The 22,729-nt window shown below is 44.9% G+C and carries 24 protein-coding genes and 1 pseudogene; 1 reads left to right on the top strand and 24 read right to left on the bottom strand.

The features are described 5' to 3' along the window. Positions 1-27 precede the first annotated feature (27 nt). The 9 genes and pseudogenes from codY to ACBP55_RS17395 all read right to left on the bottom strand — a co-directional run bounded on the left by codY (position 28) and on the right by ACBP55_RS17395 (position 10,542). Positions 28-814: pseudogene (gene codY / locus ACBP55_RS17435) on the bottom strand (GTP-sensing pleiotropic transcriptional regulator CodY). 41 nt (positions 815-855) lie between these two features. Beyond that, complete coding sequence (gene hslU, locus ACBP55_RS17430; protein ID WP_029195349.1) at positions 856-2,253, bottom strand: ATP-dependent protease ATPase subunit HslU; 1,398 nt, start codon at positions 2,251-2,253, stop codon at positions 856-858. 145 nt (positions 2,254-2,398) lie between these two features. Then, positions 2,399-2,953, bottom strand: a complete 555-nt coding sequence (hslV, locus tag ACBP55_RS17425; RefSeq protein WP_029195348.1) for an ATP-dependent protease subunit HslV — start codon at positions 2,951-2,953, stop codon at positions 2,399-2,401. Positions 2,954-3,148: 195 nt separating this feature from the next. Next, positions 3,149-4,465, bottom strand: a complete 1,317-nt coding sequence (gene trmFO, locus ACBP55_RS17420; protein ID WP_029195347.1) for an FADH(2)-oxidizing methylenetetrahydrofolate--tRNA-(uracil(54)-C(5))-methyltransferase TrmFO — start codon at positions 4,463-4,465, stop codon at positions 3,149-3,151. A gap of 12 nt (positions 4,466-4,477) precedes the next feature. Next, positions 4,478-6,580, bottom strand: a complete 2,103-nt coding sequence (topA, locus tag ACBP55_RS17415; protein ID WP_464652948.1) for a type I DNA topoisomerase — start codon at positions 6,578-6,580, stop codon at positions 4,478-4,480. Between the two features lie 69 nt (positions 6,581-6,649). Continuing rightward, the gene (gene dprA, locus ACBP55_RS17410) at positions 6,650-7,741 is read right to left on the bottom strand and encodes a DNA-processing protein DprA (protein WP_464652947.1); all 1,092 of its coding nucleotides are present in this window, start codon (positions 7,739-7,741) and stop codon (positions 6,650-6,652) included. Between the two features lie 116 nt (positions 7,742-7,857). Next, positions 7,858-8,790 carry a succinate--CoA ligase subunit alpha gene (gene sucD, locus ACBP55_RS17405; RefSeq protein WP_029195344.1) on the bottom strand — a complete coding sequence of 311 codons (933 nt, stop codon included), beginning with the start codon at positions 8,788-8,790 and terminating at the stop codon, positions 7,858-7,860. Positions 8,791-8,840: 50 nt separating this feature from the next. After that, positions 8,841-10,001: an ADP-forming succinate--CoA ligase subunit beta gene (gene sucC / locus ACBP55_RS17400; RefSeq protein ID WP_029195343.1), complete on the bottom strand. Its 1,161-nt coding sequence runs from the start codon at positions 9,999-10,001 to the stop codon at positions 8,841-8,843. A gap of 283 nt (positions 10,002-10,284) precedes the next feature. Next, positions 10,285-10,542: a hypothetical protein gene (locus ACBP55_RS17395; RefSeq protein ID WP_464652946.1), complete on the bottom strand. Its 258-nt coding sequence runs from the start codon at positions 10,540-10,542 to the stop codon at positions 10,285-10,287. Positions 10,543-10,742: 200 nt separating this feature from the next. Here ACBP55_RS17395 and ACBP55_RS17390 point away from each other — a divergent pair, with 200 nt between their 5' ends. Then, positions 10,743-12,314: a YifB family Mg chelatase-like AAA ATPase gene (locus ACBP55_RS17390; protein ID WP_464652945.1), complete on the top strand. Its 1,572-nt coding sequence runs from the start codon at positions 10,743-10,745 to the stop codon at positions 12,312-12,314. Between the two features lie 61 nt (positions 12,315-12,375). Here the strand turns inward: ACBP55_RS17390 and ACBP55_RS17385 are convergent, their stop codons facing one another. The 15 genes from ACBP55_RS17385 to ftsY form a co-directional block, all read right to left on the bottom strand. After that, positions 12,376-12,753 (bottom strand): YraN family protein, encoded by a 378-nt coding sequence (locus tag ACBP55_RS17385; protein ID WP_464652944.1) that lies wholly within the window; start codon positions 12,751-12,753, stop codon positions 12,376-12,378. Beyond that, a complete protein-coding gene (locus ACBP55_RS17380; protein WP_464652943.1) occupies positions 12,750-13,067 on the bottom strand; it encodes an EscU/YscU/HrcU family type III secretion system export apparatus switch protein in 318 nt (105 codons plus the stop codon). The genes ACBP55_RS17385 and ACBP55_RS17380 overlap by 4 nt, the downstream gene beginning before the upstream one ends. Continuing rightward, positions 13,064-14,488: a hypothetical protein gene (locus ACBP55_RS17375; RefSeq protein WP_464652942.1), complete on the bottom strand. Its 1,425-nt coding sequence runs from the start codon at positions 14,486-14,488 to the stop codon at positions 13,064-13,066. Before ACBP55_RS17375 ends, ACBP55_RS17380 begins: the two co-directional genes overlap by 4 nt. Then, the gene (locus ACBP55_RS17370; protein WP_464652941.1) at positions 14,442-14,924 is read right to left on the bottom strand and encodes a hypothetical protein; all 483 of its coding nucleotides are present in this window, start codon (positions 14,922-14,924) and stop codon (positions 14,442-14,444) included. The genes ACBP55_RS17375 and ACBP55_RS17370 overlap by 47 nt, the downstream gene beginning before the upstream one ends. Positions 14,925-14,989: 65 nt before the next feature. Further along, positions 14,990-15,637, bottom strand: coding sequence for a ribonuclease HII (locus ACBP55_RS17365; RefSeq protein WP_464652940.1), 648 nt, complete (start codon positions 15,635-15,637; stop codon positions 14,990-14,992). Between the two features lie 151 nt (positions 15,638-15,788). Next, complete coding sequence (gene ylqF / locus ACBP55_RS17360) at positions 15,789-16,661, bottom strand: ribosome biogenesis GTPase YlqF (protein WP_464652939.1); 873 nt, start codon at positions 16,659-16,661, stop codon at positions 15,789-15,791. An 11-nt stretch (positions 16,662-16,672) separates the two neighbouring features. Next, the gene (lepB, locus tag ACBP55_RS17355) at positions 16,673-17,284 is read right to left on the bottom strand and encodes a signal peptidase I (protein ID WP_464652938.1); all 612 of its coding nucleotides are present in this window, start codon (positions 17,282-17,284) and stop codon (positions 16,673-16,675) included. Between the two features lie 90 nt (positions 17,285-17,374). Then, the gene (gene rplS, locus ACBP55_RS17350; protein ID WP_028558249.1) at positions 17,375-17,716 is read right to left on the bottom strand and encodes a 50S ribosomal protein L19; all 342 of its coding nucleotides are present in this window, start codon (positions 17,714-17,716) and stop codon (positions 17,375-17,377) included. Between the two features lie 164 nt (positions 17,717-17,880). After that, positions 17,881-18,639, bottom strand: coding sequence for a tRNA (guanosine(37)-N1)-methyltransferase TrmD (gene trmD / locus ACBP55_RS17345; protein ID WP_464652937.1), 759 nt, complete (start codon positions 18,637-18,639; stop codon positions 17,881-17,883). Continuing rightward, positions 18,636-19,151, bottom strand: coding sequence for a ribosome maturation factor RimM (gene rimM / locus ACBP55_RS17340; protein ID WP_464652936.1), 516 nt, complete (start codon positions 19,149-19,151; stop codon positions 18,636-18,638). The genes trmD and rimM overlap by 4 nt, the downstream gene beginning before the upstream one ends. Positions 19,152-19,233: 82 nt before the next feature. Next, complete coding sequence (locus tag ACBP55_RS17335; RefSeq protein ID WP_163942413.1) at positions 19,234-19,464, bottom strand: KH domain-containing protein; 231 nt, start codon at positions 19,462-19,464, stop codon at positions 19,234-19,236. A gap of 26 nt (positions 19,465-19,490) precedes the next feature. Then, entirely contained in the window at positions 19,491-19,763 is a 273-nt protein-coding gene (rpsP, locus tag ACBP55_RS17330) for a 30S ribosomal protein S16 (RefSeq protein WP_029195333.1), read from the bottom strand. Positions 19,764-19,797: 34 nt separating this feature from the next. Further along, complete coding sequence (gene ffh / locus ACBP55_RS17325; RefSeq protein ID WP_173185906.1) at positions 19,798-21,162, bottom strand: signal recognition particle protein; 1,365 nt, start codon at positions 21,160-21,162, stop codon at positions 19,798-19,800. Positions 21,163-21,196: 34 nt separating this feature from the next. Beyond that, positions 21,197-21,547 carry a putative DNA-binding protein gene (locus tag ACBP55_RS17320; protein ID WP_464652935.1) on the bottom strand — a complete coding sequence of 117 codons (351 nt, stop codon included), beginning with the start codon at positions 21,545-21,547 and terminating at the stop codon, positions 21,197-21,199. A 169-nt stretch (positions 21,548-21,716) separates the two neighbouring features. Next, positions 21,717-22,709: a signal recognition particle-docking protein FtsY gene (gene ftsY, locus ACBP55_RS17315; RefSeq protein ID WP_029195330.1), complete on the bottom strand. Its 993-nt coding sequence runs from the start codon at positions 22,707-22,709 to the stop codon at positions 21,717-21,719. Between the last annotated feature and the right edge of the window lie 20 nt (positions 22,710-22,729).

The raw sequence follows: 22,729 nt of genomic DNA, 5'->3' as shown, positions 1-22,729 counted from the left end.
CAAGACAGGGCTTTTCTATGTGTTTATCTACAATTTTGTTTTTAATTGCTCAATACTTTGTATTAATTGCTCATTTAAAATACGGATATAAGTGCCCTTCATACCAAGCGAGCGAGTTTCAATAACTCCGGCACTTTCCAGTTTGCGAAGTGCATTAACAATAACAGAACGAGTAATACCTACCCGATCGGCAATTTTACTCGCTACCAAAAGGCCTTCCTTACCGTCTAATTCTTCAAAAATGTGTTCCACCGCTTCCATTTCACTGAAAGATAAGGAACCGATCGCAACTTGAACAACCGCTTTGCTTCTAGCTTCTTCCTCTATTTCTTCGGCACGTTCTCTTAATATTTCCATCGCTATAACGGTAGATCCATATTCAGCCAGTACTAAGTCATCATCAATGAAAGTTCCTTCGCTACGACTTAAAATGAGTGTTCCCAAACGAGAAGCCGCCACCAATAATTGGTACTAAAGTCGTATGCGTGTATGGAAACATATCTTTCATTTGCTCCGTGTAATAGAAATATGGACTATCCGGTTCAGCGGTTGATGATGTTTCCTCAATCTTCAAGAGCAAATTGTTTGACTCCATCGGAAATCTGCGTTCGATTAATATCGTCTGATTCATTTCGGGGGAAACAGGATCATTCGTTACCGCATATCCTAAAATTTTGCCTTTGCGGCTAACGACGTAGATATTCGCAATAACAATATCACGCAGCACTTCGGCCATATCCATAAAGCTAACTGCATTGCCAGCTTCTTTTTGCAGCAAGCGATTTAGCCTTCTTGTTTTATTTAATAAACTCATGTAACTGCCTCCTACTTACTTAACCTTGCGATAGTTCTTAATTATAAAATATATTGACTCAAATCTCGGTTTTGAACAATATCACTTAGCTTCTCGCGAACATATTCCGGGTTAATGACAATGGATTCCAATGTAATCTCAGGCGCCTCAAAGGATAAATCCTCCAGCAATTTTTCTAAAATAGTGTGTAATCGCCGAGCACCAATATTCTCTGTATTCTGATTAACTTCAACCGCGATACGAGCAATTTCATAAATAGCTTCGTCCGCAAACTCAACCGTTATACCTTCCGTTTGCAACAAGGCTGTATATTGTTTTGTTAATGCATTTTTGGGTTCTTTTAAAATAGAAACAAAGTCTTCTAAGGTTAAGTTACTTAACTCAACTCGAATCGGGAACCTTCCCTGAAGCTCAGGAATTAAATCAGAAGGCTTAGCAATATGGAAAGCGCCCGCACCAATAAATAAGACATAGTCCGTCTTCACCGGTCCATATTTGGTCACAACTGTCGATCCCTCTACAATTGGCAAGATGTCACGTTGAACACCTTCGCGAGAGATGTCGGGTCCGCTGCCGCCGCGGCTATTGCTTGCGATTTTATCGATCTCATCAATAAAAATAATACCGGATTGTTCGGCGCGGTTAACAGATTCCTGAATCACTTCGTCCATGTCAATCAATCTTTGCGCTTCTTCCTGAGTTAACACTTTCCTAGCTTCTTTTACAAGCAGCTTACGCTTCTTCATTTTCTTCGGAAGAAGATTGCCAAACATCTCTTGCATATTCATTCCAGCTTGTTCATTGCCTTGACCAGCCAGCATATCCATCATCGAAGGAGAAGAGTCTTCTACCTCGATTTCTACAACTTCATTCTCTAATTTACCATTAGTCAATTGCTCCGCGATTTGAGCCCTTTTAGCAGCAAGTGAAGGATCTGGCGCACTTTCTTCTTGATCGGGTTGATTTTGCCCTCCAAACAGCATTTCAAGAGGGTTACGCTGTGTTTTGGAACGTGTTGGACTTGGTGCCAGCAAGTTAACAAGGCGCTCGTTAGCGAGCTTCTCAGCACGGTCTTTCACTTTTTCCATCCGCTCAGCCTTAACCATGCGTACGGAAGTTTCAATCAGATCTCGTACCATGGACTCCACATCGCGACCAACATAACCAACTTCTGTGAATTTGGTGGCTTCTATCTTAATAAATGGTGCGCCTACCAATTTAGCTAGTCTGCGCGCTATTTCAGTCTTCCCAACGCCGGTAGGCCCGATCATGAGTATATTCTTCGGAACAATTTCATCCCGCATAGCCTCATCCACAAGGTTTCTCCGATAACGGTTCCGCAGAGCAATAGCAACCGATTTCTTCGCTTTTTTCTGACCTACTATGTATCGATCCAATTCTTGGACAATTTGTTTAGGTGTAAGGGAACTGTTTGCCATTTTGTACCCTCCTAAGAGTTTTCCATAGGAAAACTTGCATCGTAAGCGTAAACTGAGTTTTCCGTAGGAAAACTTGCATCGTAAGCGTAAACTGAGTTTTCCGTAGGAAAACTTGCATCGTAAGCATTGGCTATTTAAACAAGAACTATTCAATCTCTTCCACAATAATATTATGATTCGTAAACACGCATATTTCGGCTGCAGTTGTTAAGGCAGCGTGGGCTATTTCCTTAGCACTTAACGACGGCGCATGGCGATGCAATGCTCTTCCAGCAGCTAATGCAAAGCTGCCACCAGACCCAATAGCCAAAATACCGTCATCCGGCTCAATTACTTCACCATTTCCTGAAAGCAGCAGTAAACCGGTTGAATCCATAACGATCATCATGGCTTCAAGCCTCCGCAGAACGCGATCTTGACGCCAATCCTTAGTAAGCTCTACGGCAGCACGCTGCAAATTACCGTGGTGTTCCTCCAGCTTGCCTTCGAATTTCTCAAAAAGTGTAATCGCATCGGCAACAGAACCAGCAAAACCAGCGATAACCTTTCCTCTATGTAAACGCCGAACTTTTTTGGCCGTGCTTTTCATAATCATGCTGTTGCCAAATGTCACTTGCCCATCTCCCGCAATAGCTCCCTTACCTTGATGACGAATGGCAAAGATTGTTGTCGCATGAAACGTAGCTTGATTAGGATCCATCTCTTCTCACCTCTCAAATGGAATCATACACCATGAAAGTCACTTTTTACGTTGGTTTCGGTCTCATAAATGAGATAAACCTCTAGCGAGGTCAATTCGAGAAATGACCGCATCTAGAGGTAAATGTATGAGGAAACGAATGAAAAATGCTTCAAAACATAATTATAGTAACATAGCAAAGAGTCCAATTACAACCTACTCTGCATATGTTTTCTTAAAATTCTGAATACTTTCCAAAGCACGGTTAGCCAGCTTCTCGTATTTTTCTTTTTTATTGCGAATTCGTTCGGGTAATTGAGGAAGCAAACCAAAATTAGCATTCATCGGCTGAAAATGTTTAAAGTCAGCTGTCGTAATGTAATGTGCCATACTGCCTAAAGTCGTTTCCTCCGGTACAATCAAACAAGACTGACCTTTAGCTAAACGCCCCGCATTCATACCTGCAATAAGACCAGAAGCCGCTGATTCAACATATCCTTCTACACCCGTCATTTGACCTGCAAAAAACAGATTTTCACGACGTTTAAATTGATACGTAGGTTCAAGAAGCTTTGGTGAATTTATAAACGTGTTGCGATGCATAACACCATAGCGTACGAACTCTGCTTGCTCTAACCCTGGAATCAAAGACAATACCCGTTTCTGCTCTCCCCATTTTAAATGGGTTTGGAAACCAACTAAGTTATACAAAGTTCCAGCTGCATTATCTTGACGAAGTTGAACGACAGCATGCGGCATCTTGCCTGTATGTGGATTTATTAAACCGACTGGTTTCATCGGCCCGAACAGAACCGTTTGTCTACCGCGCTTCGCCATGACTTCTAAGGGCATGCAGCCTTCGAAATAAATTTCTTTCTCGAATTCCTTCAGCTCAGCAACCTCAGCCGTTATTAAAGCTTCATAGAAAACGTTGAATTCTTCTTCTGTCATAGGACAATTAAGGTACGCGGCCTCTCCCTTGTCATAACGGGAAGCCAGGTACACCTTATTCATATCAATGGAGTCCTTCTCCACGATCGGAGCTGCTGCATCATAGAAGTACAAGTACTCCTCACCCATAAGCTCTTTGAGGCCAGCTGAAAGTGCTGGTGATGTCAATGGACCTGAGGCAACTACCGTAATACCTTCAGGTAGGGTTTGAACTTCCTCATTGCGAACTTCTATGAGCGGATGGTTGCGAAGCGTCGATGTAACAGCTTGAGAGAAACCATCACGGTCAACAGCTAGCGCGCCTCCTGCCGGTACAGCATGCTCATCAGCACAAGATAGAATGAGCGAATCCATACGTCTCATTTCTTCCTTGAGTACTCCTACAGCGTTGGTAAGACCATTCGAACGAAGTGAGTTACTACAGACCAGCTCAGCAAACTGATCAGTTATATGTGCTGGGGTTTTACGGACATTACGCATTTCGTATAAAGTAACAGGCACACCCTGACGGGCAATTTGCCAGGCGGCTTCACTTCCAGCCAATCCTGCACCGATGACTGTTACTCTTTGATATTCTGGCAAAATCGGACACCTCTAATCTTTCATATCATCTGAATTATCGTCACTGACTTCTTCTTTATGATCACATTGCGTACACTGAATGCTCACGCCGTTCTTGCTTCTTTTCTCGATCATCATCGAGCTGCATACAGGACATGGCTTATTGACCGGTTTATCCCATGAGACAAAATCACAGGTTGGATATTGATCGCAACCGTAGAAAACTCGCCCTTTCTTGCTTCTGCGTTCGACAATTTTCCCTGTATGACAAGTTGGACATGTAACCCCAATATCTTTAATGATCGGTTTCGTATTGCGGCAATCCGGGAATCCAGAACATGCTAGAAACTTACCGAAACGCCCCATTTTATAAACAAGATGTTTACCGCATTTCTCGCAAATCTCATCAGAGATTTCATCCTGAATTTCGATTTCCTTCATTTCCTCTTCAGCGAATATAAGCCGCTTTTCAAAGGACGTGTAGAACGTATCCAGAACTCGAACCCAGTCTTCTTTTCCTTCTTCGACGAAGTCAAGCTCTTCTTCCATATGAGCCGTGAACTCGATATCAAGAATTTCAGGGAAAAACTCCTGCATCAATTGAATAACTAACTCACCAAGCTCCGTAGGCACGAATTTCTTCTCTTCGATGGCAACATACCCACGCTTCTGAATCGTCTCCAATGTCGGTGCATACGTACTTGGACGCCCAATGCCCATTTCCTCTAACGCCCTAACTAAACGCGCTTCTGTATACCTTGGAGGCGGTTGAGTAAAGTGCTGCTTCGGATCCACGCTTTGCTTCTGCAAAGAATCTCCCTTAGTCAGAGGCGGCAGCAATTTGTCCTCTTCTGTCGTACCATCGTCATTGCTCTCGACATAAACTTTCATAAATCCAGCAAACTTCATCTTGGATCCATTCGCTCTAAATACGGTATCTCCAGCTGTTAAATCAATGGTCATCGTATCTAAGACGGCTGAAGCCATTTGACTTGCAACGAAGCGATCCCAAACCAGCTTGTACAGACGATACTGATCTTTACTTAGAAATGCCTTCATTTGATCGGGTTCTCGAAGTACAGATGTAGGTCGAATACCTTCATGCGCGTCTTGCGCATTAGCATTTTTCTTCGTGTACTGGCGAGGTGTCTCCGGATAAAATTCAGGGCCATATTTATTAAAAATAAAATCTTTGGCTTCTTCTTGGGCAACCGGCGAAATACGGGTGGAATCGGTACGCATGTAGGTAATCAAACCAACCGTACCTTCTTTTCCTAAGTCTATTCCTTCATATAATTGCTGAGCCACAGACATGGTCTTCGACGCACGGAAATTAAGTTTCCTCGCCGCTTCCTGCTGCATAGAGCTTGTAATGAAAGGAGGAGAAGGATTACGCTGGCGCTCTTTCTCTTTCACTTCTTTTACTGTAAAAGCATCACTGCCCATAGCAGCTAAAATCAGATCAACATCCTCTTGCGAATGCAGTTCCTTTTTCTCACCGTTAATGCTGTGATACTTCGCTTCGAACACGGTTTTACCAGCATCCAAAACAACGGTAATTGACCAATATTCTTCAGGTTCGAAAGCCTTGATCTCATTCTCTCTGTCTTGTATCAATTTAACCGCAACCGACTGTACACGGCCTGCAGACAAGCCTTTTTTCACTTTTTTCCAAAGTAAAGGACTGATTTTATAACCAACGAGTCGGTCCAGTATACGTCGAGCTTGCTGTGCGTTAACGAGATCTTGATTAATTCGGCGCGGCGTTTTGAAGGCATCCTTTACCGCATCCTTCGTTATCTCATTAAATACAACACGGCAGAGTTCTTCGGATCCTACATCCAAATAATGAGCTAAGTGCCAGGCAATGGCTTCACCTTCACGATCCGGATCCGCCGCTAGATATATTTTTTTTACTTTTTTACTCGCATCTTTTAATTCCTTAAGTATAGAACCTTTACCGCGGATTGTTATGTATTTAGGCTCAAAGTTACGATCCACTTCTACGCCAATTTGGCTTTTCGGAAGGTCGCGAATATGACCCATTGAGGCTTTTACGATAAATTTACTTCCCAAATATTTGCCAATGGTTTTGGCTTTTGCTGGTGACTCAACTATGACTAAAGAATCCGCCATGGATCGTCCTTCCTCCCCTCTTGGTTTCAAGGTAAAGTCTATTGGCGAGAAGAAAAGCTTCGTATTAGCCTATGCTAGTATGTAAGTAGAACCCGGAAGCTGTTTAATCGCCTTTTTCATTACCAAAGATAACAGAACTGCATGCAAATGTCCAAACGTAAATTGACTGTCCTCTAATAGAGCATCAATCGAGACAGGCTCATTCGACAACTTTCGAACGATTTCGCCTTCCTCATCCGTAAGCGAAAATGTTGGCACAGGCTTCTTCATGGCACCCTTTTCTTCCGCGCTTAACATATGTTTATAATCCTCTACAATCTCGTCTACACGGGTAACCAACTTTGCGCCATCCTTTAGAAGCTTGTGGACACCACTACTTTGGTTAGAGTCAATAGGACCTGGAACGGCGAATACATCTCTTGATTCATCCACGGCAAATTCAACTGTTATCAGAGAGCCGCTATCTTCTGCTGCTTCCACAACTGTAACTCCTAATGACAATCCTGCTATGATTCGATTTCTCTGTGGGAACATACCAGGCCTCATGCCCGTGCCTATGGGATATTCAGAAATAATGACACCCTCTTGTTCTATATTTCGATATAATAAGGCATTCTCACGCGGATAAATTTGATTAATCGCACATCCAAGAACAGCAACTGTTTTGGATTTACCTTGCAATGCACCAATATGGGCCTTGCTGTCAATCCCCCTTGCCAGTCCACTTACGATTCCGAATCCCGCTCTAGAAAGGGCTGCTGCCCACTCCTCAGCAATTTTCTTACCATAAAGCGTAGGGGTACGTGTTCCAACCATGCCAAGGAGACGCCCATTTAATAATGATACATTCCCTTTCACATATAACACCCAAGGGGGCTGCGCAATTTCTTTAAGAATCGAAGGGTAGTCCTCATCCAAAAGCGTTAGAATTTGAATGGATTGCTTCTTATATAACTCAAGCTTTTGCTCAATAAAAGTCGGTGTAAACCGCGCAGCAATTTGTTCAGCAATGGAAGTTCGAATACCTTTGGAGGCAATTGCTGCAGCTGAAAGCTCAAACAGCACGTGAGGTTCAGGAAAGCGGCTCAGGAGCTGAAGAATCGTTTTCCAACCAACGCCCTCGAGCTCGTGGAGCCCAAACAAAATAAAACGATTATCCATAAGTATATACACTCCCTTCTTGAATAACAAATGGTTGCAAAGCCAAGAAAAACAAAAAACCTCCCAAATCCCTGATTCAGGGAGATGGAAGGTTGCTTACCTTCGTTAGAAGAAAACTATTTTTTTGTGATGACTTTATCCAACATGCCTTTTTCTTCAAGCACGCTTACAAGTGTGGAACCCATTTCAGATGGTGTAGCCGCAACACGGATACCGCATCTTTCCATCGTTGCAACTTTCTCAGCTGCTGTTCCTTTACCACCGGAAATAATGGCGCCAGCATGGCCCATACGTTTTCCTGGAGGAGCTGTTTTACCGCCGATAAAGCCTACAACTGGCTTCGTCATGTTGGCAGCAACCCACTCAGCTGCTTCTTCTTCTGCCGTACCGCCGATTTCACCAATCATGATGACAGCATACGTATCTGGATCATCGTTAAAGCGTTTAAGGATATCGATAAACTCGGAGCCTTTAACAGGGTCTCCTCCGATACCTACTGCAGAGGATTGTCCAATACCGCGAGTTGTCAATTGGTGAACTGCTTCATAAGTTAGTGTTCCAGAACGGGAAACTACACCTACGTGACCTGGCGTATGAATGTAACCCGGCATAATACCGATTTTGCATTCGCCTGGTGTAATAACGCCCGGACAGTTAGGTCCGATTAGAACGGTTTTCTTGCCTTCCAGGTAACGTTTTACGTTAACCATGTCAAGAACAGGAATACCTTCAGTGATACAGATAACCAGATCAAGCTCAGCTTCAATAGCTTCAATGATCGACTCTGCAGCAAAAGCCGGTGGTACATAGATAACAGATGCTGTAGCACCAGTTGCATTTTTAGCTTCGATAACTGTGTTGAAAACTGGAAGCTGAACTAGCTCACCGTTTTCCAATGTGATATCTACTTTTGTTCCGCCTTTACCTGGGGTTACGCCACCAACCATTTGTGTGCCGTATTCCAGACCGCCTTTGGTATGAAACAAACCCGTAGCGCCGGTAATCCCTTGAGTAATGACTTTTGTATGTTTATTAACCAAAATACTCATGATCTTTTGTTCACATCCCCTATATTATTTGAAACCGCTCGGGTTTTTAATTATTTAACTAAAGCAACGATTTTTTGTGCGCCGTCTGCCATGGAGTCAGCAGCAACAATGTTCAAACCGGATTCGTTTAGAATCTTTTTACCAAGCTCAACGTTAGTTCCTTCAAGACGAACAACAAGCGGACGAGAAAGTCCAAGCTCTCTAGCAGCAGCTACAACACCATCAGCAATAACGTCACAACGCATGATACCGCCGAAAATGTTAACGAAGATCCCTTTAACTTGCTCATCGGACAAGATGATTTTGAAAGCTTCAGTAACTTTCTCTTTCGTAGCGCCGCCCCCTACGTCTAGGAAGTTAGCCGGGTCTCCGCCGTAGTGCTTGATAATGTCCATAGTGGCCATAGCAAGTCCTGCGCCGTTAACCATACAACCGATATTACCATCAAGAGCGATGTAGCTAAGGTCGAATTTAGAAGCTTGAATTTCTTTCGCATCTTCTTCTTCAAGGTCACGAAGTTCAACGATATCTTTGTGACGGAAAAGAGCGTTGGAATCAAAATTCAATTTGGCATCAAGAGCCATAACGTCGCCAGAACCAGTAACAACCAATGGGTTGATTTCGGCAATGGACGCGTCTTTCTCTACGAATGCTTTATAAAGAGCAAGCATGAATTTAACCGCTTTGTTAACAAGCTCGTTAGGAATGTTGATGGAGTAAGCAAGTCTGCGTGCTTGGAAAGCTTGAAGACCGATAGCTGGATCCACAACTTCTTTGAAGATTTTCTCAGGAGAATGCTCAGCAACCTCTTCAATCTCCGTACCGCCCTCTTCAGATGCCATCAAAACGACGCTGCCTGTCGCACGGTCAACAACAACACCAACATAATATTCTTTCTTAATGTCACAGCCTTCTTCGATCAACAGGCGTTTAACTTCTTTGCCTTCAGGACCTGTTTGGTGAGTGACAAGAACTTTACCCAGAATTTCGCTAGCATATGTACGAACTTCATCGAGGCTTTTGGCTACCTTAACGCCGCCTGCTTTCCCGCGACCTCCGGCATGAATTTGCGCCTTTACAACAACGACGGATGTTCCGAGTTCTTTTGCTGCTTCAACAGCTTCGTCAACGGTAAAAGCAACTTTTCCGTTAGGAACGTTGACTCCGTACTGTCTCAGGACTTCTTTGCCTTGATACTCATGGATATTCATTTCCTAAAATCCTCCTATCAGTATGGACTTTCTAAACGTGCTATACAGGGAAAAAGTGTAATTTCCTATTTGTGTAGTGCACGAAATAAATCTTGCTGCCGGAATTAGTATCACACTTCTTCACAAGCCCTAACCATTGTATCACTAATTTTCGACAGTTTCCTTATTTTTTTCGTTAATGCGTTCGAATTTTCCTTTCACGCTGAAAAACTTTAGCTATCACTTTCAACATAAAAAAAGACGCATTTTCAATAACTGAAAAATACGTCTAGCTTCGACTTTATTAGTAGAGCGGCGTTGTTGGTGTATTCATTCGCGGTTCACGCTCCGCTTGTTTAATGAAGCGAAGCTCATTGCCCGTGAAACTGCACACCAAGCATTGAATCGTTGGTTCTGGCTCTGCTATCGCGTCAGGGTCCTTGAATTCTGTAATATTTCCTGATAGAGCGTCCTTCAAAAACGACTGAGAATAGCTGGTGATTACACTGAACTTGATTCGATTGGAACGACAATTGGGACAAAAATAGGGTTTCTCCTGCATATCATCACCTCTAGTTCCAGTATGTGCATGCCGTGCATTTTTAAAACGTATGAGGTGATCATTTCCGGATTGCGTAAATTTACCATTATCGTATACAATTAGGGCAAAGTATAAAACGGATCAATAAGGAAGCACCTTTTATCCCACTTTATGACAGCTCAAAACGGCTGTGTAACATTGGAGAGGAAGGTGTTTTTTTCATGTATGGCAAAGTCATGAGCGCTTGCTTACAGGGTATAGAAGGTCAAACAATCGAAGTAGAGGTCGATATCTCAAGCGGTTTACCCCAAATTAACTTGGTCGGCCTCCCCGACTCAGCCATTCGGGAATCTGTCGAAAGAGTGCGTTCCTCCATCAAAAATTGCGGATACACATTCCCGATGGATCGGATTACGGTCAATCTCGCGCCAGCAGATTTACGCAAAGAAGGCTCATCCTTTGATTTAGCCATTGCGGTAGGCATTCTGATTACAACTGGTCAGGTGCCAATGGACAGCTTGCAAAACACTTTGTTTCTAGGTGAACTAGCATTGGATGGTTCACTTCGTCCCATACCGGGCGTTCTTTCTATGGCGCATGCCGCTAAAAAGTTAGGGATTAAACGTGTATGCCTTCCCTTCGCGAATGCTCCTGAAGCCGCTTTAATAGAAGGTATTGAGGTGTGCGCGATAACTAACCTATCTGACTTTAAATCATGGAACAAGGAATCCCATCACGCATTTATATTTAATGACATTAATTATAAAGATGGTGAACTTTCGACATTTTCTGCCGAAGAACACAACTTTGTCGAAGATTATGCCGATGTCAACGGACAGCATCAAGTGAAGCGCGCCATGATGATCGCAGCAGCCGGGATGCATAATATTCTTTTAATCGGTCCCCCTGGAACAGGGAAAACGATGCTTGTAAAGCGCATGCCCTCGATTTTGCCTCCTATGACAGATAAAGAAGCCTTAGAAGTCACGAAGATATACAGTGCCTCAGGAAAGCTTATTGATCGCTCCTCTCTCATGCGAACAAGATCCTTTAGAGCTCCTCACCATACCATATCGCCAGCCGGACTTGTCGGGGGAGGAACAATACCCAAACCTGGGGAAGTTAGCTTATCTCATCGCGGCATACTTTTTCTAGATGAACTGCCGGAATTCACGAGAATGGCTCTCGAAGTACTTAGACAACCGCTTGAGGATCGTCATGTTACAATTGCAAGAGCAAGAGCGGTTTACACATTCCCCTCCCACTTTATATTGGCTGCAGCCATGAATCCATGTCCTTGCGGGTATTATGGAGCCCAAACAGAAGCAAATGCTTGCATCTGCAGTCCAGCTAAAATTGTTCATTATCGTTCTAAGATATCTGGTCCCCTGCTTGATCGTATCGATCTTCATGTTGAAGTTCCTAAACCAAGTTACTCGCAACTAAAAGAACGAAACAATCACTTGTCTTCCAAAGAAATGTTAATGCAAGTTATGCGCGCACATGAAAGACAACAACAACGCTATGTCGGAACAGGTATTCAGCATAATAATGAATTGAGCGGCAAGCTAATGAGACAAATTTGCCATCTAACACCAGAAGGTGATCAACTGCTTAGTGCCTCTTTTGAAGCTTTGGGACTTAGTGCAAGAGCCCATGATCGCATCCTGCGACTAGCTCTAACCATAGCTGATCTTGAGGAAAGTGACAGTATCCAGCCACAGCATCTGGCAGAGGCGATTCAATATCGTAATTTGGATAAAAAGCAGCGAATTGAGGAGATTGAAATCTGAAACTATCACACCCCAATAAAAAAAGAGCCATTTGACGCGTTGTCTTATCGACAGACGGTTCTCAAAAGGCTCCTTGTATGTGTTCTATATGAGGTGCGTTTCCATCCACGGATACTTCTACAGTGATCACATCGAATTGAATGGACTGCTCGTATTTTTGAAAACGATGTAAGTAAAATTGTGCCGTCTCTTTGACTTTCAATTGCTTGCGATAGTCGACAGATTCTTTGGCTGAGCCAAAACGACCTGAAGGACGCCTTGTTCTGACTTCAACAAAAATTAACTTATTGGCTTTCTCTGCAATAATATCAAGCTCCCCAGTTCGGCAGCGCCAATTCCGTTCCACAATTCGGTAATCCTGCTCACTAAGATATGCTTCAGCCAACTCTTCGCCAAGCTTCCCCAACTGCTTCCGATCATCTTTACGAAGTTCTGTCATCTTTCATTCCTCGACGATCTCATTCGGTTATCTGAACGATAAATAAAACTTAATACCTCTGCAACCAATTGATACAGTTCTGGGGGAATTTCTTGATCCAAATCCAACTTAGACAACACTTCAACCAAAGAGGAATCCTCCTGAATGGGGATCCCATTCTCCTTGGCTTTCTGCAGAATGGCTTCTGCCATGTGCCCTTTCCCCTTTGCAATGAGGGTTGGGGCTTTTTGCGCTTCAGGTGAGTAGCGAAGCGCTACAGCCTTCTTGAGAGGAGTCGGCTGCGACTCCCCAGATGCATTCCTTTGCTTGGTCATGCTCGAAAATCCACCCCTTTGTAGGCTTTTGGCTGATAGAGCGCTCGAAGATCTACTCTACCGTCAGATGCCCCTTGCTTGGAAGGTTCATTCTCCACAACAGGCGGCTGTGGATATGGCGAGCATTTCAATGAGATAAATTGGTAACCCGCTTTATTCATGGCTGCTGTTATTTCTTCTTTGGACTCCTCCATTAAGGGAGCTAACGCAGGATGATCATTGTGGATATTCAAGGATACGATTTTGTTAACGACATGTACATCGAGCAACGTATTGCCCATTACTTTCATTTGCAGGTCGAACAGCAAACGACAATTACTCGCGTCTACTTCCCCGCGCTTTCCTTTGCGGGATTGGATGTGAATGGCGGCAGATTGTTGGCCAGTGCCATCCATGAAGGGGACAAACAGTGTCATATGTGCAAACACAGAGCTCTTGTCACCTGTCAACATGAGCTGTTGTCCTGTAATTTGCCCAATGGCTTGCTGCGCCGCCTCTTTGAGCGGCGCTGGCGTGTCATCAGAGGCTGCAAGCTGCAGCAGCAGACTCTTCAGTGTGTCAGCAGCTGGCTTGACGGAGTCGTCCTGCTGAGTTGCTGTGGCGATCAGATTAGGCAGCTGATCGTCTGTGTTGTTGCGTACCCGTAGCATAGCGTCTGCGCGCTCATCTAGCTTCACCGCTAGATGAGACTCGTGCTCCACGCCTACGGCTTTGAGCATGCGGCTGATCCAGTTCGGTTCTGGATCAGCCTCGGGCACGCTTGGCGCAGCGCTGCGATGCTGCGCCTCTGTTGAAGCCGCCTTCTGCTTCGCAGGCGGCTCATGTACCTGCGAACCCGCCGCGGGCGGTTCGCCTTCTAGAGGCTCAGCGCTGCGCGCCTGAGCCTCAGTCGAGGCCGCCTCCGCTGCGCGGGCGGCCTGAAGCCCCGCCGCCGGCTGCGCCGTGGCGGCGGTAGCGATCTCCGCGCGTGGCGCAGCCGCCGCGGGAAGCTCCGCGCCCGCAGCAGCTGCTGCAGCGGGCGGAGCCGTAACGGCAGCGGCCGCAGGCGCGCTGCCGGGCACAACAGCAGGCGGCGACCCTGCGGGAGCCGCCTTAGCGTCACCGCCAGCCTGCGGAGCAGCTGGCGCAACAACAACCGCCGCGGCCGGCGCCTCCGGCGGCCGCGCAGAAGGCCACGCAGCTGCGGCGGAAGCCCGCAGCTCCTTGAGCAGCGATACCACCTGCTTCGCAGTATCAGCCGCCGGGTGCGCCGGATCTTGCTCGAGCAGGGCTGTAGCCTGCTGCTCTAGTTGATCCAGCACCTTACCCACAGGCGGCCCCGTGGTAACCTGCCTCAAAGCCCCCACAGTCGCCTCTGTGAGCGGCAAACCCTTTTTATAGGCAAGTACAGACTGCCTGTGCCCATTCTTCCTTATTGACACCCTCAGGCACGCTGCGCATTACTGCCTCAAAAGCCTTCACATTCTCCTTCGATACCGGAACGCCTTCCTGCTGCATCTGCTGCACCATTTGACGATTCCCAGCCGTATCTTTCATCGTAAATGCCTTTAACAGCTCGCTAAGCGAATCATCCGTTATTTGAACATCTGACGCCGTTAGCGGCTTGAGCAGGACTTGACCCCCGTTAGATTCCGGCTGCACTTGCAGCATCGTGACATCCCCCTGCTTAAGGGGTGTTTCCAACTTGGCCCGAACCTGCACACCGCCAATATTAATTAACGCCTCCTGGTCGCTCAGCAATTGAAGCACAACGCCTTTAACAATTTGTCCTACTTTTAATTCAAGCACCTTACTTTCGGATGCTGTTAAATCACCGACTAAACTGCGAATTAAACCACTAATATTCAGGGCGCTCACCTCAAATCTTCCTAACACTTATGTATATTATCGGCGGCTGATTGCCTTTTCGTTACAAAAATAAGTTATATGAGATCCAATTCCAGCTGTTCAGACTCCAAAACATTCTCTTTCTCTTCTAATTGCGCCATCACATTACGTATAAATAATTTCCGATGCAGCGGTGTAGGTCCATAGCGCAAAAGCATCTCTCTATGGTGCTTTGTTGCATATCCTTTATGTATAGCAAGTCCGTACTCGGGATACTTTGCATCCCATTCCACACACATGCGATCTCTGGTAACCTTTGCAATTATCGATGCGGCTGCAATAGATTGACTAAGTGCATCTCCATGAATGATCGCGGATTGTTCGATGTCCAGCTCGACGTTCTCAGCATCAACCAGGAGAAAATCAGGTACTATAGCTAACTGCTGCACAGCCTGTTTCATAGCAAATCTTGCCGCTTGTTTTATATTAATGGCTTCAATCCTATCCACGTCTACAATGCCTACACCAACAGCTAAGGCCTCATTCATGATCTGATCATAGAAGACATCTCGCTTCTTTTCAGAAAGCTTTTTGGAATCGTCTACACCTTCCAGCACATATCCCATCGGAAGTATAACCGCAGCTGCGACCACATCTCCAAATAAACAACCTCTTCCTACCTCATCGATACCCGCTATAAGAGTAAAACCTTGCTCCCACAGTTGTTTTTCATGCTCTAGCAATGGCTTTCGCCCCTTTCCATCTCCTCATTATAAAGGATTGGCGCTTCATCAAGCCACACCCATTTTTTTCACATTCTATGTAAAAAAAGAAAAGCCACCCCGAACCCCGCCTGATCAGCTGAGCCCAAAAGTGACCGTTCCTTATCTCCACTTATCTTTTATCTGAAGGCTTCTCCAAAGAAATACGCCCCATCTTGCCAGCTCTAAGCTCTCGAATAATGATTAAAGAGGCTTTATCCAAATCCACTTTGCCCCCGCTCACAATCGCTCCACGCTTACGACCGATAGCTTCCATGACTTTGACCATTTCCTGTATGTCGTCCAAATCCTCAGGAAGGTCTTGAACCCCAAACCGTTCTTGAATACCGGCCCCATAATTCTGAACCATGTATTTAACGATAAAGAGTGCAATCTCGTCTAAATGAAGCAATTCTTCTTTAATCGCGCCTGTTGCTGCCAATCTCATTCCAACCATTTGGTCTTCGAATTTTGGCCACAAAATACCTGGCGTATCGAGCAAGTCCATTTCGGTTCCAACTTTAATCCATTGCTGCCCCTTCGTAACACCTGGCTTATCTCCAGTAGCCGCAATCTTCTTACCTGCCAGTTGATTAATCAGCGTCGATTTCCCAACGTTCGGGATACCTACAATGAGCGCCCTTACGGCACGGGGATTTATCCCTTTACTTAGCTGCCGTTCAATTTTATGGGCCCAAAGCTGCTTAACACGCGGTAAAATTTCTTTGACGTGTGTTCCGGTTGCTGCATCGATCGGCAATGCGGGGAGACCTTGATCAGCGAAATACTTAATCCAGTCAGCCGTCACTTGCGGATCTGCCAAATCGTTCTTATTAAGCAATACCAATCTCGGTTTATCTTTCAAAATCTCATCAACCATCGGGTTCCGACTGGAGAGCGGTATGCGGGCATCCAAGAGCTCGATCACAACATCAATCAGCTTAAGCTTTTCTTCAATTTGTCTTCGAGCCTTGGTCATGTGACCGGGAAACCATTGAATGGTCATTCTTCTTCACCTCAAAAATGTATGAAACTGATTTTGCTCACTGGCCAAAAAATGACTTCCGCACGGCCAACAATTTTGTTGTAAGGTATGAAGCCAATCGCTCGGCTGTCTTTGGAGTTACCACGGTTATCTCCCATTGCGAATATTTCACCATCAGGCACTTTTTTCTCTTGAAAATCGGATAACGTATTATAGGGATGTCCTTCTTTTTTCGCCTGTTCTATCGCATCCTTGATGTAAGGCTGATCAATCTCTTGACCATTAATGAACACCTTGTCACCAGTAACCTTTACAGTCTCACCTGGGAGAGCAATTACGCGTTTAATGTAATCCTTACCTTCCGGTGCATGAAAAACAATAACTTCTCCACGTTTTGGTGCGCGAATATCATAAACAATTTTATTGACGATGAGTCGCTCACCTGTGAAAAAATTCGGACGCATGGAGTCTCCGTCAACAATAAAAGGAGAGAACAAGAACCAACGAATGATAATCACGAGCACTCCCGCGATCACTAATGCTTTGATCCATTCCCATGTTTCGCTTTTCGTTGTTTTAACAGGAGTCGTTTCTGTTGTCTTATCCGGCTCTGTGTAAGGCTGTTCTTGACTATTGTGTTCCATCACTGATTGCCTCTTTTCCAGTTTTGGTTTATGTCTATTATGTACCATGAAAATGAAAAGGAGACTTGCCTGAACAAGCCCCCCGTTTTCTTATCGAATTTCTTTAATTCTTGCTGCTTTACCACGAAGACCACGCAGATAATAAAGTTTCGCACGACGAACTTTACCACGGCGAGCCACTTCAATCTTGTCAATCTTCGGAGAATGGAATGGGAAAGTTCTTTCCACACCCACACCGTAAGAAATTTTACGAACTGTAAACGTTTCGCTGATCCCACCGCCGTGGCGTTTAATAACAACACCTTCGAACAGCTGAATACGCTCACGTGTACCCTCGATAACTTTTACGTGTACTTTAAGTGTGTCTCCTGGACGGAAATTAGGAATATCCGTACGGAGTTGCTCTTTCGTAATCTCTTGAATAAGATTCATAGTTGACTCCCTCCTTCCACACAGGTGTTCATTCCGCTTATTGGCATAGTCGTTCTTAGTTGTTATGCGTAGAGGACCACCAGACTCGAACTGTTGAAAAATTCACAACAGAATATATATTATCATAGACAGGAAAGAAATTCAATAGAGAAGTTTTTGGGGGCTTACTCCTCTTGCTTCCGCCCTTTCCATTCAACCACCCAAGCTTTTTCTTCTTTGGATAGTTCTCTTCCTTCAAGTAAATCGGGACGGCGTTCCAGCGTTCGGAACAAAGACTCCTTGCGGCGCCAACGCTTTACATTCTCATGATGCCCTGATAACAACATCTCAGGTACTTCCCAATCCCTAAACTTAGCAGGCCTCGTATAGTGGGGATACTCCAGCAAGCCTGTTGAGAACGAATCTGTCACGGCTGACATCTCATTGCCGAGCACACCAGGAAGCAGCCTTACTACGCTGTCAATAACGACCATAGCGGGTAGCTCGCCGCCTGTTAACACGTAATCTCCGATAGACAGCTCATCCGTTACTAAATACTGCCGAATGCGCTCATCATATCCTTCATAATGGCCACAAATAAACACGAGATGCTGCTCGTTAGACAGCTCCTCCGCTTTCTTCTGTGTGAACGTCTCCCCTTGCGGGCACATGAGAATGACTCGCGGTTTAACAGGATCTTGTCCTTCTTCTTGATGTAAGGGCAAACTCTCAACAGCAGTAAATATCGGCTCTGGCTTTAAAACCATCCCTCCACCGCCGCCATAAGGATAATCATCTACTGTATTATGCTTATTATTGGAATAATCTCGAAAATTAACCGTGTTAAGAGCAACAATCCCTTTATCACGCGCTTTCCCTAAAATGCTGGACGAAAACACACCCTCGAACATTTCCGGGAACAGGGTCAATACATCGATTCTCATTCCATTAATCCTTCCATCAGATGAATACGAATCGTTTTGTTGGCAATGTCTACTTCGAGTATCACATCATCAATAACTGGAAGCAGCAACTGTTTGCCTTTCGGCAAAGCAACGACCCATACATCATTTGCCCCTGGTGTCAAAACCTCAGAAACAAGTCCTAACTCCTGGCCATCTTCCGTAACAACCTTACAACCAATGATCTCGTGATAATAGTATTCTCCCTCTTCAAGAGGCTGTTGATCCTTAGCTTCAATTTTAAGAAGTGAGCCTTTGAATTTCTCAACCTCATTAATGTTAGAGAACTCTTCAAGCTGCAAGATAAACATATTTTTATGTAAGCGGGAGGTTTTCACCGTCACCGACGTTTGCTTATTTTGAGAATCTACAATAATTAATGCATTTCCTTTATCAAATCGCTCAGGAAAATCAGTTTCCGGAACCACTTTTAGTTCTCCACGAATACCATGGCTATTCACAATTCGACCAACTGTCACTAGTTTTTCGCTCATATACGCTTGCCCAACCTCCACATTAATTTACCTTCAAAACCATACAAGAAAAAGGCTAGGAACTAAATCCTAACCTAGTTTCTTATGAAACGATTTCAACGGCTACCCGTTTCGTCTCTTTCACTGCTGCCGACGTGACAACTGTGCGGAGCGACTTCGCAATCTTGCCTTGCTTGCCAATCACTTTCCCGACATCGTCGGGGTGGACAGAAAGCCTGTACTCGATCTTGTCATCTTTCTCCACCACAGTGACACGCACTTCTTCCGGATGATCGACAAGAGCCTTAGCAATAACGGTGATAAGATCCTTCATGAACCCACCCTCCGAAAGATAACAGATTACTTCTGTAATTTCAGCTCGTGAAACTTAGTCATCAGACCTGCTTTTGAGAACAGGCTGCGAACTGTATCGGACGGTTGAGCGCCAGTTTGAAGCCATTTCAGCGCTTTTTCCTCATCAAGAGTTACAGCTGCTGGTTCAGCAATTGGGTTATAAGTACCGATTTCTTCGATAAAACGACCATCACGCGGGGAACGGGAATCCGAAACCACCACACGGTAAAAAGGAGCTTTATGAGCGCCTACACGTTTAAGACGAATACGTACTGCCATGAAAATCACCTCCTACTTAGAATAAAATACTTATTTAAAAGGGGAATTTAAATCCCTTGCCCTTGCCTAGCTTCTTCATTCCTTTGGCACCTTTAGGCCCCATCATGCCGGAGAACTGCTTCATCATTTTGCGCATATCGTCAAACTGCTTGATGAAACGGTTGACCTCTTGCACCGAGTTGCCGCTGCCTAAAGCAATCCGTTTGCGGCGATTCGCATTAAGAAGTTCAGGCTTGCGTTTCTCTTCAGTTGTCATCGACTTCACAATAGCTTCAACACGTGCCATTTGTTTGTCGTCAACCTTCATATCTTTCATACCCTTGATCTTATTAGCTCCTGGCAGCATTTCAAGAATTTGATCCAGAGGTCCCATCTTCTTCACTTGTTCCATTTGATCAAGGAAATCCTCGAAGGTGAATTCGGCGTTGCGCATTTTGCGCTCCATCTCTTTCGCCTTGTCCATGTCGATACCGGCTTGCGCCTTCTCAATCAAGGTAAGCATATCGCCCATACCAAGAATTCTTGAAGCCATACGATCAGGGAAGAATGGTTCTAGAGCATCCATTTTCTCACCGCTAGCCACGAACTTAATTGGGCAACCTGTTACAGCTTTAACCGATAACGCCGCGCCACCGCGGGTATCGCCATCCAGCTTAGTCAGTACAACACCCGTAAGCTCAAGCTGCTGATGAAAGCTTTCTGCAACATTGACTGCGTCCTGCCCAGTCATCGCATCGACAACGAGCAAGATTTCATCCGGTTCAACAGCCGTTCGAACATTCTTCAGCTCGTCCATCAGATTCTCATCAATGTGCAAACGACCTGCGGTATCGATAATGACATAATCATTACCGTTATCTTTGGCATGCTGAAGTCCTGCTTTAGCAATATCGACAGGATTTACTTGATCCCCAAGGGAAAATACCGGAACACTGAGCTGTTCTCCAAGAACCTGCAGCTGTTTGATCGCAGCCGGACGATAAATGTCACAGGCTACAAGTAGCGGCCTATGGTTTTGTTTTAGGAGCATCTTCGCTAGCTTACCAGAGGTTGTTGTCTTACCTGCCCCTTGTAAACCTGCCATCATGATGACAGTTGGCGGTCGATTCGATCGAGCTAACTTACTTTGTGTACCGCCCATAAGTGCGGTTAGCTCTTTGTTAACGATATCGATAACGACCATGCCTGGTGTGAAGGATTTCAATACTTCTTGACCGATGGACTGTTCCTTCACCTTAGCAATAAAGTCTTTAACTACTTTAAAGTTAACGTCCGCTTCAAGCAGCGCCAATCTTACTTCGCGAAGCGCTTCGCCTACATCTTCTTCCGTCAGCTTACCTTTGCTTCTCAGCTTACCGAAAACGTTCTGCAACCGGTTTGCCAATCCTTCGAATGCCATGCGCTTCACCTCCTGCTTCTGGACTTTCTATATTTTAATCGATCCCTACTATTGTATCAAAAAGCTCCGTCGTTTTCCTCTTTAGCTCCGGTTCGCAAACTTCAAGCACCTGAACCAGTTCCGCACGCAGCTTCATGCGTTGTTCGTGCTTATGTACCAGATGCAATTTACTCTCATAATCCTGAAGAGTTGACTCTGCTCGTTTAATATGTTCATAAACCGCTTGGCGGCTAATTTCAAAATTCTCAGCGATTTCTCCTAGTGAGTAATCATCATGAAAATACAATTGGAGGAACGTTCTTTGTTTATCGGTCAACAGCGGTCCATAGAAATCAAATAGCAAGTTAACGCGATTCGTTTTCTCAAGCATTTGATCGATAGACATGTTCCACCTCCGTAAAGGTTGCACGCTTGACAGCAGCGCAACAGAACCTATCATACTGAATTCCAAGATGAATGTCAAGCATTTGACCTTGTCAGTAATGAACAAAAAAATTCCCCTCTAACCAACAAACGGCTGAGGAGAATTTTTCACGTATCAGAGAAGAAAAAGATTAAGCATTCTCTTCTTTATGCTCACCGATCCATTTGCCAAAGAGAGCGTGAACGAATTGCTCGGAATCAAAAGGTTGAAGATCATCCATTTTCTCCCCGAGTCCAACGAATTTCACAGGAAGTGACAATTCCTGCCGGATCGCAACAACGATACCGCCTTTAGCCGTTCCATCGAGCTTGGAAAGCACCAACCCCGTCAGACCTGTTTTGTCACCAAAAAGCTTGGCTTGGCTAAGTGCATTTTGTCCTGTCGTAGCATCTAACACGAGAATTACCTCATGGGGAGCATCTGGAACTTCACGCTGGATAACGCGATAGATCTTATTCAGTTCCTCCATCAAATTCACTTTGTTTTGCAAACGGCCTGCTGTATCGCATAACAAGATATCTACGCCACGCGTTTTCGCCGCCTGCACGGCATCAAACATGACAGCGGCAGGATCAGAGCCTGAGTGCTGTTTAATTACATCCACGCCAACACGCTGGCCCCAAGTTTCCAACTGCTCAATTGCACCGGCACGAAATGTATCGCCAGCGGCCATTAAAACTTTTTTCCCTTGAGATTTAAACATGTGTGCCATTTTACCGATTGTCGTTGTCTTCCCAACACCATTCACACCAACAAACAAAATGACAGACAGTCCATTTGGATTTAACTTCAGTCCTGCGTCAGCGTCACCCTTTAAAAGCTCGATCAACTTTTCGGAAAGGATCGGCTGCAGCTCCGCGGGATCTTCAATTTTGCGTTTCTTCACCTCGGCGCGAAGCTGATCGATTAGCTTAAGCACGGTATTCACACCTACATCAGCGCCAATAAGAATTTCTTCAAGTTCCTCATAAAAGTCTTCATCAATCTTCTTGCGGCGGCTAAATAAATCATCCACACGATCGACGAATGCGTCTCTTGTTTTCGTTAGTCCTTCTTTGAACTTATTCGTGACCGCTTCGGCCTTATTGGAAATACTTTCCTTCAATCGTTTAAAAAAGCTCATGGTTCCTCCTAATAAAATAA

Source organism: Paenibacillus sp. WG02, assembly GCF_055396115.1.
The sequence above is the reverse complement of the archived record's forward strand: the minus strand, read 5'-3'. Positions and strand labels throughout refer to the sequence as shown.

Bases quoted from the DNA above. Each gene is read 5' to 3' on its own strand.
- hslU (WP_029195349.1), bottom strand. From the start codon at position 2,253: ATGGCAAACAGTTCCCTTACACCTAAACAAATTGTCCAAGAATTGGAT.
- hslV (WP_029195348.1), bottom strand. From the start codon at position 2,953: ATGGATCCTAATCAAGCTACGTTTCATGCGACAACAATCTTTGCCATT.
- topA (WP_464652948.1), bottom strand. From the start codon at position 6,580: ATGGCGGATTCTTTAGTCATAGTTGAGTCACCAGCAAAAGCCAAAACC.
- dprA (WP_464652947.1), bottom strand. From the start codon at position 7,741: ATGGATAATCGTTTTATTTTGTTTGGGCTCCACGAGCTCGAGGGCGTT.
- sucD (WP_029195344.1), bottom strand. From the start codon at position 8,790: ATGAGTATTTTGGTTAATAAACATACAAAAGTCATTACTCAAGGGATT.
- sucC (WP_029195343.1), bottom strand. From the start codon at position 10,001: ATGAATATCCATGAGTATCAAGGCAAAGAAGTCCTGAGACAGTACGGA.
- ACBP55_RS17395 (WP_464652946.1), bottom strand. From the start codon at position 10,542: ATGCAGGAGAAACCCTATTTTTGTCCCAATTGTCGTTCCAATCGAATC.
- ACBP55_RS17390 (WP_464652945.1), top strand. From the start codon at position 10,743: ATGTATGGCAAAGTCATGAGCGCTTGCTTACAGGGTATAGAAGGTCAA.
- ACBP55_RS17385 (WP_464652944.1), bottom strand. From the start codon at position 12,753: ATGACAGAACTTCGTAAAGATGATCGGAAGCAGTTGGGGAAGCTTGGC.
- ACBP55_RS17380 (WP_464652943.1), bottom strand. From the start codon at position 13,067: ATGACCAAGCAAAGGAATGCATCTGGGGAGTCGCAGCCGACTCCTCTC.
- ylqF (WP_464652939.1), bottom strand. From the start codon at position 16,661: ATGACCATTCAATGGTTTCCCGGTCACATGACCAAGGCTCGAAGACAA.
- lepB (WP_464652938.1), bottom strand. From the start codon at position 17,284: ATGGAACACAATAGTCAAGAACAGCCTTACACAGAGCCGGATAAGACA.
- rplS (WP_028558249.1), bottom strand. From the start codon at position 17,716: ATGAATCTTATTCAAGAGATTACGAAAGAGCAACTCCGTACGGATATT.
- trmD (WP_464652937.1), bottom strand. From the start codon at position 18,639: ATGAGAATCGATGTATTGACCCTGTTCCCGGAAATGTTCGAGGGTGTG.
- rimM (WP_464652936.1), bottom strand. From the start codon at position 19,151: ATGAGCGAAAAACTAGTGACAGTTGGTCGAATTGTGAATAGCCATGGT.
- ACBP55_RS17335 (WP_163942413.1), bottom strand. From the start codon at position 19,464: ATGAAGGATCTTATCACCGTTATTGCTAAGGCTCTTGTCGATCATCCG.
- rpsP (WP_029195333.1), bottom strand. From the start codon at position 19,763: ATGGCAGTACGTATTCGTCTTAAACGTGTAGGCGCTCATAAAGCTCCT.
- ffh (WP_173185906.1), bottom strand. From the start codon at position 21,162: ATGGCATTCGAAGGATTGGCAAACCGGTTGCAGAACGTTTTCGGTAAG.
- ACBP55_RS17320 (WP_464652935.1), bottom strand. From the start codon at position 21,547: ATGTCTATCGATCAAATGCTTGAGAAAACGAATCGCGTTAACTTGCTA.
- ftsY (WP_029195330.1), bottom strand. From the start codon at position 22,709: ATGAGCTTTTTTAAACGATTGAAGGAAAGTATTTCCAATAAGGCCGAA.